10 protein-coding genes and 1 pseudogene are annotated in these 13,486 nt (G+C 64.9%); 8 read left to right on the top strand and 3 right to left on the bottom strand.

The window, feature by feature from the left end; genetic code table 11:
- Positions 1 to 32: 32 nt before the first annotated feature.
- Positions 33 to 1,409 (bottom strand): dicarboxylate/amino acid:cation symporter, encoded by a 1,377-nt coding sequence (locus tag AC5IJH_RS04980; protein ID WP_491901700.1) that lies wholly within the window; start codon positions 1,407 to 1,409, stop codon positions 33 to 35.
- A 45-nt stretch (positions 1,410 to 1,454) separates the two neighbouring features.
- Between AC5IJH_RS04980 and AC5IJH_RS04975 the strand changes: the two genes are divergently transcribed.
- From AC5IJH_RS04975 to AC5IJH_RS04965, 3 genes and pseudogenes are all read left to right on the top strand, one after another.
- Entirely contained in the window at positions 1,455 to 2,639 is a 1,185-nt protein-coding gene (locus AC5IJH_RS04975; RefSeq protein WP_491901699.1) for a threonine synthase, read from the top strand.
- A 182-nt stretch (positions 2,640 to 2,821) separates the two neighbouring features.
- Positions 2,822 to 3,985, top strand: a pseudogene (locus AC5IJH_RS04970) (ABC transporter permease); the annotation flags it as partial.
- Between the two features lie 199 nt (positions 3,986 to 4,184).
- Positions 4,185 to 5,231, top strand: a complete 1,047-nt coding sequence (locus AC5IJH_RS04965) for an FtsX-like permease family protein (protein ID WP_491901698.1) — start codon at positions 4,185 to 4,187, stop codon at positions 5,229 to 5,231.
- Positions 5,232 to 5,237: 6 nt separating this feature from the next.
- On the opposite strand, the gene AC5IJH_RS04960 is transcribed toward AC5IJH_RS04965, so the two are convergent.
- Positions 5,238 to 6,023 (bottom strand): hypothetical protein, encoded by a 786-nt coding sequence (locus AC5IJH_RS04960; protein WP_491901697.1) that lies wholly within the window; start codon positions 6,021 to 6,023, stop codon positions 5,238 to 5,240.
- Positions 6,024 to 6,148: 125 nt separating this feature from the next.
- Here AC5IJH_RS04960 and AC5IJH_RS04955 point away from each other — a divergent pair, with 125 nt between their 5' ends.
- On the top strand, positions 6,149 to 7,030 hold the full coding sequence (locus AC5IJH_RS04955) for a purine-nucleoside phosphorylase (protein ID WP_491901696.1): 882 nt from the start codon (positions 6,149 to 6,151) through the stop codon (positions 7,028 to 7,030).
- Between the two features lie 11 nt (positions 7,031 to 7,041).
- Here the strand turns inward: AC5IJH_RS04955 and AC5IJH_RS04950 are convergent, their stop codons facing one another.
- The gene (locus tag AC5IJH_RS04950; protein WP_491901695.1) at positions 7,042 to 7,974 is read right to left on the bottom strand and encodes a S1/P1 nuclease; all 933 of its coding nucleotides are present in this window, start codon (positions 7,972 to 7,974) and stop codon (positions 7,042 to 7,044) included.
- A 124-nt stretch (positions 7,975 to 8,098) separates the two neighbouring features.
- On the opposite strand from AC5IJH_RS04950, the gene AC5IJH_RS04945 reads away from it, so the two are divergent.
- From AC5IJH_RS04945 to AC5IJH_RS04930, 4 genes are all read left to right on the top strand, one after another.
- Positions 8,099 to 9,160, top strand: coding sequence for a 1,9-bis(guanidino)-5-aza-nonane synthase (locus AC5IJH_RS04945; protein WP_491901694.1), 1,062 nt, complete (start codon positions 8,099 to 8,101; stop codon positions 9,158 to 9,160).
- A 534-nt stretch (positions 9,161 to 9,694) separates the two neighbouring features.
- Positions 9,695 to 12,736, top strand: a complete 3,042-nt coding sequence (locus AC5IJH_RS04940) for an ATP-binding protein (RefSeq protein ID WP_491901693.1) — start codon at positions 9,695 to 9,697, stop codon at positions 12,734 to 12,736.
- A complete protein-coding gene (locus AC5IJH_RS04935; RefSeq protein ID WP_491901716.1) occupies positions 12,708 to 13,091 on the top strand; it encodes a response regulator in 384 nt (127 codons plus the stop codon). The genes AC5IJH_RS04940 and AC5IJH_RS04935 overlap by 29 nt, the downstream gene beginning before the upstream one ends.
- A gap of 8 nt (positions 13,092 to 13,099) precedes the next feature.
- A complete protein-coding gene (locus tag AC5IJH_RS04930) occupies positions 13,100 to 13,483 on the top strand; it encodes an Hpt domain-containing protein (RefSeq protein ID WP_491901692.1) in 384 nt (127 codons plus the stop codon).
- Positions 13,484 to 13,486: the final 3 nt, after the last annotated feature.

Below are 13,486 nucleotides of genomic sequence, written 5' to 3'. Positions count from 1 at the left end.
TGATTCGTTCCGCCACTCTCATCGCAGGGCGGCTATTCCGTCAAGATCGGCTCCGCGAGCGCAGCCGCCGCGCCGAACTCACCCTCGCTGCGCGCCACGATCGCCGATGCCAGGCAGTTGCCGATCACATTGATCGCCGTCCGTCCCATATCCGCAAAGGCATCGACGCCGAGGATGAGAAAGATGGGCTCCTGCGGCAGGTGAAAGGTGGACGCGGTGGCCAGCAGCACGACCAGCGTCGCGCGCGGCACGCCCGCCACGCCTTTGCTCGTCAGCATCAGGGTGAAGACCATGGCCAGTTGCGCGCCCCAGCTCAGCCGCTGCCCTGCCGCCTGCGCGACGAAGATCGACGCCAGCGCGAGATAGACAGACGACCCCGCCAGATTGAAGCTGTAGCCCGCCGGAATGACGAACGACACGATGCGCCGCGGCACGCCGAACTGCTCCATCTCCTCCATCGCGCGTGGCAGCGCCGCTTCCGACGTACTGGTCGCGAAGCCGATCGTCGCCGGCTCCGCTACCGCCGCGATGAAGCCGCGCACTGGCACGCGAAACAGCAGGGCCGCCGGCAGCAGCACCAGCAGCAGAAACCCCGCCAACGCACCATAGAGCGTGCTCAGCAGGCTGCCCAGCGGCAGCAGCACGCGCAATCCATGCAGCCCCACCGTGTACGCCAGCGCCGCCGCCACGCCCAGTGGCGCGACATACATCACGACGTTGGTGATGGCAAACATCGCATGCGTCACCGACTCAGCGAGGGCCAGCAGTGGACGACGCCGCTCCTCCGAGAGCATGGTCAGCGCCACGCCCAAAAGCACCGCGAACACCGCCACCTGCAGGATCTGGTCGTCAGCGATCGACTTCGCCAGGTTCTCCGGAAATATGTTTAGCAGGAAGCCCTGCCATCCGTGACCCGCCGCATTGGCAGGCGTTGGCTGCGCCTGCACGGCCGCCGCTTGAGGCGCGAAGGCGATCCCCACGCCGGCATGCGTCACGTTGATCGACACCACGCCGATCAGGAGCGCCAACGTTGTGACGACCTCGAAGTACACCAGCGCCTTCACGCCAATCCGCCCCACTTGGCGCAGGCTTCCGTGCCCCGCGATGCCCGTCACCAGCGTGCCCAGGATCAGCGGCGCGACGATCATGCGAATCAGGCGAAGGAAGATGTCGCTGAACACACGCGAGGCGACCGCTGCATGCGGCGCATCCACGCCGAGTTCAATCCCGGCGAGCATCGCAACAAAGATCCAGCGCGTCAGCGACCGCCCGCTCCACGCCGCAAGCAGCACGAAGCCCAGCAACCGCAACACCAGTCCGGACACGGCGAAGCGCAGGCTCAGCGCCGCACCCGCGCCATACAGCACCGCCCCGGTTGCGCCCATCGCTCGTCTCGCGCCTGTCGCCATCGAGCCACATCCTAACCTGAGCCGCGCGCGTTAGTCTGAACAGGCATGCCTGCCATCGCTTCCCTCGAGTGCTCCCGCTGCCACCAGCACATTGCCGCCGACACACCCCAGACGCTCTGCCCGCACTGCGCGGGCGCTCTCTACGTCCGCTACGAGCTGAGCGCCGCGAAGGGCACAGCCGCGCGTGACCGCATCGCATCCGAGGCAGGCACTGCACCATCCGACGGCATGTGGCGCTACCGCGATGTGCTGCCGGCCGTCGAGCCGGTCACCCTGGGCGAGGGTTGGACGCCGATGCTCCAGAGCAAACGTAACCGCCATGTATTCGTGAAGGAAGAGGGCGACAACCCCACCGGCACCTTCAAGGCGCGCGGGCTTGCGCTCGCCGTCACTATGGCCCGGCATTACGGCCTGCGCAAACTCGCTGTGCCCTCGGCGGGCAATGCTGCGGGTGCGCTCGCCGCCTATGCCGCGGCTGCCGGGATTGAGGCACACATCTTCATGCCGCGCGATGTCCCCATCGCGAACTACATGGAAGGCATCGCCTACGGCGCTCACGTCACACTGGTCGACGGCCTCATCTCCGACTGCGCCCGCATCGTCGCCGAACGCAAGCAGGCCGAGGGCTGGTTCGATATCTCGACACTCAAGGAGCCCTTCCGCGTCGAAGGCAAAAAGACGATGGGCTACGAGCTGGTTGAACAACTCGGATGGGAGTATCCCGACGTCGTCTTCTATCCCACGGGTGGCGGCGTGGGGCTGATCGGTATGTGGAAAGCATTCGAAGAGATGGAGCAGCTCGGCTGGGTCGCGCCGGGCCGCCGTCCGAAGATGATCGCCGTTCAGTCCAGCGGCTGCGCCCCGGTGGCCCGCGCCTTCGATGAGGGCAAACCCGCATCCGAAATGTGGCAGAACGCAGCCACCTTCGCCTCCGGCCTGCGCGTGCCCAAACCCTACGGCGACACCATCATCCTCGATATCTGCCGCAGCAGCGGTGGCGTATGCCTCGCCCTGCCCGACGAGACCATCTTCGCCTCGCTGCTCGACTGGTCAAAGAACGAGGGGCTGCTGCTCTCGCCGGAAGGCGCAGCCGCCACCGCCGCCTACGATCACCTGCTGGCCACTGGCTTCCTGAAGCCGACCGATCGCTGCGTCCTGTTCAACACCGGCGCCGGCCTCAAATACACCGACGTCATCGCGGAGAAGCTGGGCATCACCTCCCGCGCCTAGCCGGTTGTCCGGCCGTGAACAGTGCACCGCGCGACCGGACACTGCGGCTGCTCGCATTCCGGACGCGATGGAAAGTGCGCACTGAACATGCACGACTTAGCGGCCGCTCCCGCCAGTGCAGGAGCGGCTGCTGAATTGCATGTCCTTCTCGGGAACAGAGTTTCAGCCGGAGGACGCTCACGATGCTTTCGTCGCTGCGCTACGCACTGCGTCAGTTGCGACACAGCCCCAGCTTCGCCGTGGTGGCGATCGCGATCCTTGCGCTGGGCATTGGCTCGACGACTGCTATCTTCAGCGTGCTCGACGCCGTCGTGCTGGAGCCGCTGCCGTTCCCTCACCCGGACCGCCTGGTCGCGATTGCCTCCGGCCCCGACGAGATCGTATCGATGCCGACCGTCCAGGACTGGCAGCATCGCGCGCACAGCTTCGCCGCCATCGCAACGTACCGCGGCTGGAGCCCGACCGTCCGGTCTTCGCGCGGGATCGAAAGCGGCAGGGTGCTCGAGGTCTCACAGAACTTCTTCTCAACCCTCGGCGCAAGCTTCGCGCTCGGTCAGGACCTGCCGCAGACCGGCAACGAGCGCGACTGCACTGGTCAGGCCATCGTGAGTGGGCCCTTCTGGCAGCAGCTCGGGGGCGGCGCCACCCTGGGCGCGCGCACACTCGAGATCAATCGCCGCAGCTTTCTGATCACGGGCGTGCTGCCGATCGCAGAAACCATCGAAGGTCACGGCGTCAACCGACCCGACATCTTCGTGCCGACCGGCTGCGATCCGTGGCAGCACCCGGAGAAGCGCGGCTCTATGGATTACTGGGCATTCGGCCGACTCAAATCGCACGTGTCGATAGCAGCAGCGCATGCAGACCTCGCCCGCGCCCACGCGACGCTGCGCCGCGACTTTCCCAACGACTACAACGGGCCGCTCGCGCAGGCTCCCGTCATCGTCCCCTGGATCGACAAGCTGACCGGCGCAGAAACGCGACCGGCCCTGCTCGCCACACTGACCGCATGCGGACTGCTCCTGCTCATCGCCTGCGCGAACCTTGCCAACCTGCTGCTCGCGCGCAGCGTGCGCCGCCGGCACGAGTTCGCAATGCGCGCCACCCTCGGTGCGAACATCGGACAACTGCTGAAGCAGCTACTTGTCGAGAGCGCTGTCCTCGCGCTGGCTGGCACCGCGCTTGGCATTGCGCTGGCCTATGCCGCACTGCACCTCCTGCTCCAGCAGAGGGTGCTGCAGTTGCCACGCCTCGGCCACGCTGCGTTGCATGCGCCGGTGCTTGCCTTTGCTGCCGGCACCACGCTCGTGATCTCCCTGCTGCTCACATTGCTGCCGGCGCTGCGCACCCTACGACCGGAGCTGCTGCGCGACCTCGCCGGTGCAGGCCGCACCTCGGCATCCGGTAGCCTGCGCCTCGCCGGACGCGCGCTCGTCGCCGCGCAGATCGCGTTCGCCTTCATCCTGGTCGCGGGCGCCGGCTGGATGGTCGCCACCGTCTACATCCTGCTGCATCAGCCTCGGCTTCACGCCGGATCATCTGCTGATGGCCGGGGTCGACATCGACAGCACCAGCGTGACGCCTCGCTACGATGCCGCGCAGACCAACCTCTTCTTTACCGAGATGGTCGCGCGCCTGCGTGCATTGCCCGGCGTCGTGAGCGCGACGGCCGTGAATCATCCGCCGCTCGGCCACGCCATCAATCGCTACACCTTCTGCTCCGACGTCCACCCGGAGCACTGGAAACGCCCGGTGACGCTCAACCCGGACTCGTACCACGTCACTCCCGGCTACTTCGCCACCGTGCAGCAGTCGCTGCTCGGCGGTCGCGACTTCACGGACGCGGACACAAGCGAGCACCACGTCGCTATCGTGAACCAGGCGCTCGCCGCGCGCGAATGGCCGGGCGAGAGCGCGCTCGGGCACCGCGTGCGCACGGGTGACGTCGATGGCTGGGCCACGGTCGTTGGCGTGGTGGGCAACGTGCATAGTGTCACGCTCGACGACGCGCCCGGTCCCGACCTATATCTGCCCGAGGCGGACCAGCCGCAGACCGGCATGCAGCTCCTCGTTCGCACCAAAGGTGATCCCGCGATGTTCAAGAACACATTGCGCAGCGTCATCCAGTCCGGACACGCCGACCTCTCGCTCTACAGCCTGCGCACGATGAGCGAAGAGATGGAGGGTGAGACAGCCCTGCGACGCTTCCTGATGCAGGTCGTGGCTGCATTCGGCGCGACCGCGCTGCTCATCGCAATCGTCGGCACGTATGGTCTGCTGGCCTACGAAGTCTCTCTGCGACAGAAGGAGATCGGCATCCGGCTCGCGCTGGGCTCGCCTCGCGAGGCAATTGTCGCTCTCTTGCTGCGGCAGGAGGCGCGGTGGGTTGCACTCGGCGCCCTGCTTGGGCTGATCGGTGCAGTCGCCACTGGCGCTCTGCTCCAGTCGCGCTTCTACCACGCACGTGCGGCCAGCCTGCCGGTCATCGCTGCGTCGCTCGTCCTGCTGGTCGCGCCCGCGCTGCTGGCGATTGCCTTGCCGGCGCGTCAGGCGTCACGCATCGATCTCATACACTCGCTGCGCAGCGAGTGATCTGCTTTACTTCGCGCGCCGCCGAGCGCGCGTCACGCTGCAGCCATTGAAGACGATGGGCAGTGTGTAAGACTTCGCTACGGCAAACGTCACATGCCATGGCACGTGAACGCCGCCCGCATCGTGGTAGTCCAGCGCAATGTGGACCGCCGGCTCTTTGCTTACGTCCACCGCGGTCAGCAGCCGCGGATGACCGGGGATGTCGTTCGGCGCGTCGGAGAAGCGCGGCTCCATAGTGAGCGTTGATCCAGGCCGTTCGTACCGCACACTGCGCACGACAAATTCTTTGTCGATTTCCTCAACCACGCGTGCGCCAGCCGCGGAAAAGCGCAGCCGGTAACCGCCATCGTCGCCGGGCTCGGCTACGGGCTTTTCATCCGCCGTCGGCGCAATCGACGACGCATCGAGCGCCCAGTACACCTGGAAGAACCCCGTCAGTGCTTTGCGCATGCCGTTCTCCAGCGCGGCACGATCCACCCCAGGGTTGCCGGCCCACGCAAAGGCCACCTCCGGCGCTCTGCCGCGCACGGCCTTCATGCGAATCTTCGTCTGCTTCAGCGCTTCGTTCTGCCGGCTGTCGGGCGAGCGCTTCAGCTGCGCCGCGAGCGCGTCCCAATCCGTCTCCACGCTACAAGCGAGCGCTTCCAGATCATCCGGGTGGTAGTAGCTGTCGCGAATGCCGACGGCAATCTTCAAGAGGTCCGGCGAAGCAGGGGCGACGGCATGCTGCGACTGACCAGCAGCAGAGAGGCAAGCAACAACAGCCAGAGCGAGGGAGACGAGTGTGCGCACGCACGCCAGTCTGAGGCCGGCGTGCGCGCGCTGTCTACAAACCTCGCGCCTGCGAACCTACGATGGCCACAATCACGGGCAGGCGAGGCTTACGCATCCGGCACGGCGTTCACCAGAGACTTAGAATGGCGGCACCGACAATGACTGCCACGCCCAGCAATCCAGACGACAGCGGCGCGTTCGCGCAAGCCGCACAGGCGGCCGCGACGATCCGCACGCGCAGTGAGCGGGAACCGCGTGTCGCGATAATTCTTGGGACCGGCCTCGGCGGCTTTGCCGATCAACTCAGCGACCCCATCGCTATCCCGTACACACAGATCCCGCACTTCCCCCGCTCGACGGTCGAAGGCCACTGCGGGCAACTCGTGCTGGGCCGATTCGCTGGCATCCCGATCGCCGTTATGCAGGGTCGCGTGCATCCGTACGAGGGCTACACGCCGCAGCAGGTCGTCTTCCCCGTCCGCGTGCTGGCCCAGCTCGGCGTGCGCACGCTGGTAGTGACTAACGCCTCGGGCGGCATCCGCGAGGACTACGCGCCAGGGCAGCTTGTCCTCATCCGCGACCAGATCAACTTCACCGGCCACAACCCCTGCGTAGGTCCGCACGATGAGCGCTTCGGGGAGCGCTTCTTCGACATGAGCGATGCCTACACCGCGCGCCTCCGCGCGCTCGCACAATCGGTGGCTGCCGCGCAGGGCCACGACGCTCTGGCTGAGGGTGTCTACCTCGGGCTGATCGGCCCCAGCTTTGAAACGCCTGCGGAGATCCGAGCCTTCCGCGCGCTTGGCGCCGATCTCGTCGGCATGTCCACAGTGTTCGAGGTGATTGCGGCGCGGCAGATGGGGCTTGAAGTGCTCGGCTTCTCCTGCGTCACGAACATGGCGGCCGGTGTGCTCACTACCCCCATCGATCACACAGAGGTGCTCGCCATCGGCGCCCGCGCTCAGCAGGAGCTCGCCCGCTTGCTCGCTGCTCTCGTTCCGCAACTGAACGCGTCGCCTGAGTAGCAGCGCGGCAGCTAGTGACGCGCCGGGACCGGCTTCGCGCTCAGCTGCCACGCCGTCGCGATCATGTCCCGCAATTCACTTGCACCCACGGCCAGTTGCGTCGCCACAAACTGCTTCGATTCCGCCGTGCCAGTGCCGACGAAGCCCTGCTGCTTCTCAAGCTGGTACACCCGCTCGACGAGCGTGTGCGACGCGCGTAGATAAGTCACGTAGTCCTCGAACGGATCGTTCAGGTACTTGACCTGCGCCATCAGGGGCGCCACATCGGCGGCCTTGAGATTGTTATGCACGAACTCGCTCTCGAACCGAGAGTGAATGCCCGGCGTCGTCACGTAACCGTTCGGATTTTCCTTACCCACCCAGCCGTTGTAATGGATCGTCGTGTGCAGCGGCATCGAACCATCGCCGACATAGTGCCCCAGCCAGCCCGCATAGAAAATGGCAGCGGCCTCCACCGGCTTGGTGTCTTCGCCGTGCGCTTTTTCCTCGCGGTACTCGCGCAGCGCGGCCTGCAGCCGCTCGTAGACCTCGGTGGTCACATACGGCTGCAAGCCCACCCGCTCCGGCATCAGCTCCGCTGCCTGGTAAGGGTGCGTCAGGCTGGTGGCGTACAGCGCGGCCATGTACGCAAACCGCGTCCGCGGCAACGGACCGATCATGTCCGCCCGCTCCAGGTCGATAAAGTGCTCCGGCGCCTGCGCCGCGTTCAGCTCGGCTTCGTTCGGGCTGCGCCAGCGGTCGGGCTCAGGCCCCAGATACTCAATCTCGGCGATCGCCCCCGGCGCCCGCAGAAACTCCGGGAGGTCAGCAGGAAGATGCTCGGCGGCGAGCCGATTGATCATGCGGTGGCCATCGTTGCCCCAGCCATGTGCAGACGAACCCGCCAGCAACCACGTACCCAGCACCAGAACACCCGACACAGCACGAGCCCAGGAGTGAAACATGGCGCTCAGTATAGCGAGCGATGCAGCGGATTCCGTGCAGTCGCACCGGAAGACCGCACCGGAAGCCACTTTTCACACGAGCGTAGCAATCGCACGCACCCCTGGGTTGATATCCTTGAGATCTATGGCGAATAAGAAAGAATTACTCCAGCAACCCATCCAGCACATCGACATCAAGCAGATCAATGTCGTGCCCCTGGTGGACGCCATGCAGCACATGGCCTACAGCTCGCGCGACCTCGCACGTGCCGCGTCGATCTATGAGCGCATGCTGCGCGACACCGACTGTGGCGTCATCCTCTGCCTCGCCGGATCGCTGGTCAGCGCCGGACTTAAGCAGATCTTCGTCGACCTGATTCGCAACAACATGGTGGACGCCATCGTCTCGACCGGCGCCAACATCGTCGACCAGGACTTCTTCGAGTCGCTCGGCTACAAGCACTGGATCGCCGACGACCTCGTCAAGTCCGGCACCGAGGACGCGAAGCTGCGCGAGCTGATGATCGATCGCATCTACGACACACTGATCGACGAAGAAGAGCTCCGTGACTGCGACGAGACGACCGGCAAGATCGCCGACTCGCTCACACCCCGCCCCTACAGCTCGCGCGAGTTCATCCGCGAGATGGGCGCCTACCTGGTCAAGAACGGCAAGACCCCGCAGCAGGGTGGCGTCGACGGCATCGTGCTCGCCGCCTACGAGAAGGACGTGCCGATCTTCTGCCCTGCATTCAGCGACTGCTCCGCTGGCTTCGGCCTGGTAGCGCACCAGCACAGCCGCGGTGACAAGCCGAAGGTCACGCTCGATTCCGCGAAGGACTTCTACGAGCTGACCCAGCTCAAGATCGCCAACCCGACCACTGGCCTGCTCATGATGGGCGGCGGCGTGCCGAAGAACTTCGCGCAGGATATTGTCGTTGCCGCAGACATTCTGGGCAGCGAGGCTCCCATGCATAAGTACGCCATCCAGATCACGGTGGCCGATGTGCGCGATGGCGCGCTCTCCTCGAGCACGCTCAAGGAAGCCAGCTCCTGGGGCAAGGTCGACACTACTTATGAGCAGATGGTCTACAGCGAAGCGACACTCGCCCTGCCGCTGCTCGCCGGCTACGCATACCACAAGCAGGCTCACGTTAGCCGCAAGGAACGTCGCTGGTCGCGCCTGCTCGAGCCGGTCACCGCATAGGCTCTAGAAGCGTTTCACAACATAAAGGTGCAGTTATGAGCGGCCCATCCATAAAAGAGGATGGGCCGTTTTGCATATAGGTGCGCGGCTGGTAATTTCTGCCGCGCATGCCGGTTCAGCCTTTTACGATGTATGCACATATTGTGGTGCAGTAACCTATTCTTTTCAGTTACTAAGGACATTTTCTTTGACTATCGGTAAGAGTTACCTACTATACTCACGAAGCGCTAATACCTAATCAGCACATGCTCTGCCCATAGTGCAAAGGGAACGGTCATTTCTTCCGTGCGCGCTGAGAGAAATGGGTAGAGAGTGTCAGTGCTGGCGTATCAGTTTCAGGCCGGAAACGGTCTGTGGTGGTTGGAGTGGTTGCAGGTTTGGGGCGAGCGGTACGCTTTACAAACGCTGAGGTCTGCGTGTGTAACGGGTTACGCTCACATTTCCGTAAGGGATTTCTGAGCTTTGGATTCCACAACGAGTCAGCACGAACGTCTCTTCACGCACTGGCTCAGCGGCCGGCCTGTGTGGATTGCCATGTTCGCCCTGACGGTGCTCGTCACCGCGTACGCCATCGCAGCATTTGTCTACTCTGGCGGCGCACTTACGTGGAGCCCGCTCTCGCCCGGCGTCATCCTCATCGGCTCCGGGATCGTGCAGAGCTGCTTTGCCGTCATCTGCCTGCTCAAGCTGCGCCATGAACGCCATCTGCAGTCTGAATTGATCGAGAGCGAGCGCGCCCAGGCCACGGTCGAGGCCGTGCGCAAGGCCGAGAGCTCTCCCGAAATTCGCTACCGCGACTACTTCGAAAACCTCACCGAGATGATTGCCATGCTCTCGGCAGAGGGGCGTTATCTCTACGTCAACTCGGCCTGGCAGCGCTACTTCGGTCGCGATGCCGCATCCGCCCGCGCGCTCGACGGCTTTGCCTCTGCGTTCCCCTTTCCGATCCAGTCGCAGGCTGCCGCCATCTTCGAACGCGCGCTTGCCGGCGAGCACGTCGAGCAGGTCCACCTGCGGATGGAAGACTCGGCTGGCCGCACGCGCGAGATGGACGCCAGCCTCTTCGGTCTGCGCGAAGCCGGCCGCCCGCGCGCGGTGCGCTGCATCCTGCGCGACGTCACACTGCGCAACCAGCGCGAGCGTCGTCTCGCTATGCAGCTGGGTGTCGGCCAGGTTGTGCAGGAGGCCTCGACCGAGGACTCGCTGCCCCGCATCCTCGCCGCGCTCGGCAGCCACCTCGGCTTCGACCTCGTCCAGCTCTGGCGCGCCGACCACGGCAACGAAGTGCTGCGCTACGGCAGCATGTGGATGGCCGCCGACTGCATCTTTCCCTCCACACTCTCGAAAAGCGCCATGACGGAGTTCGCCCCCGGCGATGGACTGCCCGGCCAGGTCTGGATGCAGGGCTCGTCCATCTGGATCGAGGACATCCGCAACGATGTCCGCTTCAGCACTCGCGAGGGCGCGAAGACGGACGGCCTGATCACCTGCTGGGGCGTGCCTGTCCGCGTCGGCAACCAGGTCATTGCCGTTATTGAGTTCTTCAGCCGCAAACGCATGGGCGCCGAAGTCGAGATCATGGCCACCGTCGAGACGGTGTGCGCTTCCGTCGGCCAGTTTCTCGGCCGCTCCGTGCAGGAGAAGCGGGTCAACGAGCTGAACCGGCAGAAGGAATCGATCCTGAATACGGTCGCAGACGGCATCCTCGGCACCGATCAGCATGGCCGCGTCACCTTTGCAAACCCCGCAGCGGCACGCATGCTGGGTGCCGATCCAAACGCGCTGGTCGGCCGCTTCGTCCACGCGATCGTGCATGAAGATGTCTACGGCAGCCCCACCGCCTGCGCCTCGCACTGCTTCATCCGCCGCGGCCTCTTCGCGAAGGAGGGCACGCATGGCCAGGACATCTTCTATCGGCCCGACAGCACCTCCTTCCCAGTCGAGTTCACGCTGACCCCCATGCAGGTCAGCGGCACCGTGACCGGCAGCGTGCTCAACTTCCGCGACGTCAGCCAGCGCCAGGCGCTCGACCGAATGAAGGACGAGTTCATCTCGACCGTCAGCCACGAGCTGCGCACCCCGCTCACCTCGATCCGCGGCTCGCTCGGCCTGCTCTCGACCGGCCTGCTGGGCGAGGTCAACGACAAGGCCGCCAACCTGCTGCGGATCGCCGTCAACAACTCCGATCGCCTGGTCCGGCTCATCAACGACATCCTCGATCTCGAGCGCATGCAGTCCGGCCGCGCGCCGCTCAGCTTCCGCAACTGCTCGCTCTCCGATCTTGCAAAGCAGGCCATCGACGCACTCACGCCGGTCGCGGACAACGCACAGGTCCGCCTGCTGCTGCGCGCCACCAGCGTCGAGTTCGTAGCCGATCCCGATCGTCTCCAGCAGGTACTCACCAACCTGCTCAGCAATGCCATCAAGTTCTCTCCGCCCGAATCAACCATCACGGTTGCCATCGAGACCGGCGCGAGCGGCGTGTCGCTCAGCGTGTCCGATGAAGGCCGCGGCATCCCAGAGGATAAGCTCGAGAGCATCTTCGATCGCTTTCAGCAGGTCGACGCCTCGGACTCGCGCCAGAAGGGCGGCACCGGCCTCGGACTCGCCATCTGTCGCACCATCGTCGAACAGCACGGAGGCCGCATCTGGGCTGAGCGCAACGTGGAGCGCGGTGCTACCTTCCGCCTGTTCCTCCCCGCCGATCCACAGCAGGCGCGCCCCGAACCCCAGCCGCAGTCGCCGCGCGACAGCATCCTGGTCAGCACCAGCGATACGGAAACGCGCACCAGCCTCGCCGCCAGCCTGCGCTTCCATGGCTACACCGTGATCGAAGCCTCGAGCGGCCGCGAGACGCTGGCCCACGCGCAGCGTCAGGCGCCGCAGGCTGTGCTGCTCGATCTCACGCTGCCCGACATGTCCGGCTGGGAGGCGCTCCGCATTCTCAAGGAAGAATCCGGCACTGCCGACGTGCCGGTCATCATCCTCAGCGCACAATCCATCGGCAAATCGTCCACACTCGGCCTCGGTGCCGATGGCTGGCTGCAGGTGCCCGCGCAGGAAAGCGAGCTGATTGAAGAGCTCCGCACTGTGCTCGAGCGGCAAAAGACGTGGGCGGAGATTCTGCTGGTCGAAGACGATCTCGACCTGGCGCGCGTCATCAGCGCCACCTTCGATCGCGCCGGCATCCATGTGCTGCACGCGAGCACGCGGCAGGCAGCCCTTGAGCTCTGTGCCTCGTTCACGCCGCGACTGATGATCCTCGATGTCGCATTGCCCGACGGCGACGGATTCAGCCTTGTCGATCGGCTGCGTCACCATCCGGAACTCCACGCCCTGCCGCTGCTGGTCTACTCCGCTCGCGATCTCAGCGATGCAGAGCGCGCCCAGTTGCAGCTCGGTCCGACCCACTTCCTGACCAAGGCACGCGTTCAGGCGCAAGAGGTAGAAGACGTGGTACTCGCCATGCTTCGTGCGCCGTCACAGAATGTGCCTACCTCCAACTTGTCTATCTCCGGCTTACCGCCGTTTATGGTGCCCAGTGCTCATGACACGCCGCATACTCATCATCGATGACGAAGAAGACATCCGCCAGGTAGCCGGGCTTAGCCTGGAGACCGTGGCCGGATGGGAAGTGGTTCTGGCAAACTCGGGACTGCAAGGGATGGAGCGCGCCGAAAACGAACACCCGGACGCGATCCTGCTCGACGTCATGATGCCGACGATGGACGGCCCTACCACGTTCTTGCAGCTCCAGAAGAACCCGAAGACAGCCAAGATTCCCGTCATACTGCTCACCGCAAAAGTGCAGGGATCGGACCAGCGCCGCTTCGCCGAACTGGGTGTCGCCGGCATCCTCTTCAAACCCTTTGACCCGCTCACGTTGTCCTCGCAGGTCTCACAGACCCTGGGCTGGCCCCAGGTGCAATAGGAGACTTCATGTCCAAACTCCACAATTCCCCCGCAAATCCGGACGAAGTCGCCGGCAAGCTGCACGATCTGCTGGTGACGCTCTGGGCGCGCAGCCGGCAGACCATCGGTGAACGCCTCGACGTGCTCGAAGCGGCGCACAAGGCACTCAAGATCAGCCCGTCCGATCCCGCGGCCCGCCGCTCGGGCGCGGACGCCGCGCACAAGCTCGCAGGCATCCTCGGCACCTTTGGCCTGCCCCACGGCACCGAGGTCGCGCGACGCATCGAGGTCATGCTCGAAGCACAGGCGCCGCTCCGCACCTTCGAGGTCGACACGCTGCAGCAGTCCATCGCGCAACTGCAGGTGATGATCGAAGAGAAGTCCCGCGACGCCGGCAAACGCCGCACTTAAACA

The sequence above is a fragment of the Candidatus Dedyshia acidiphila genome, from assembly GCF_051025295.1.
Taxonomy (GTDB): domain Bacteria; phylum Acidobacteriota; class Terriglobia; order Terriglobales; family Acidobacteriaceae; genus KBS-83.
This window is presented reverse-complemented; position numbering and strand designations above follow the sequence as displayed.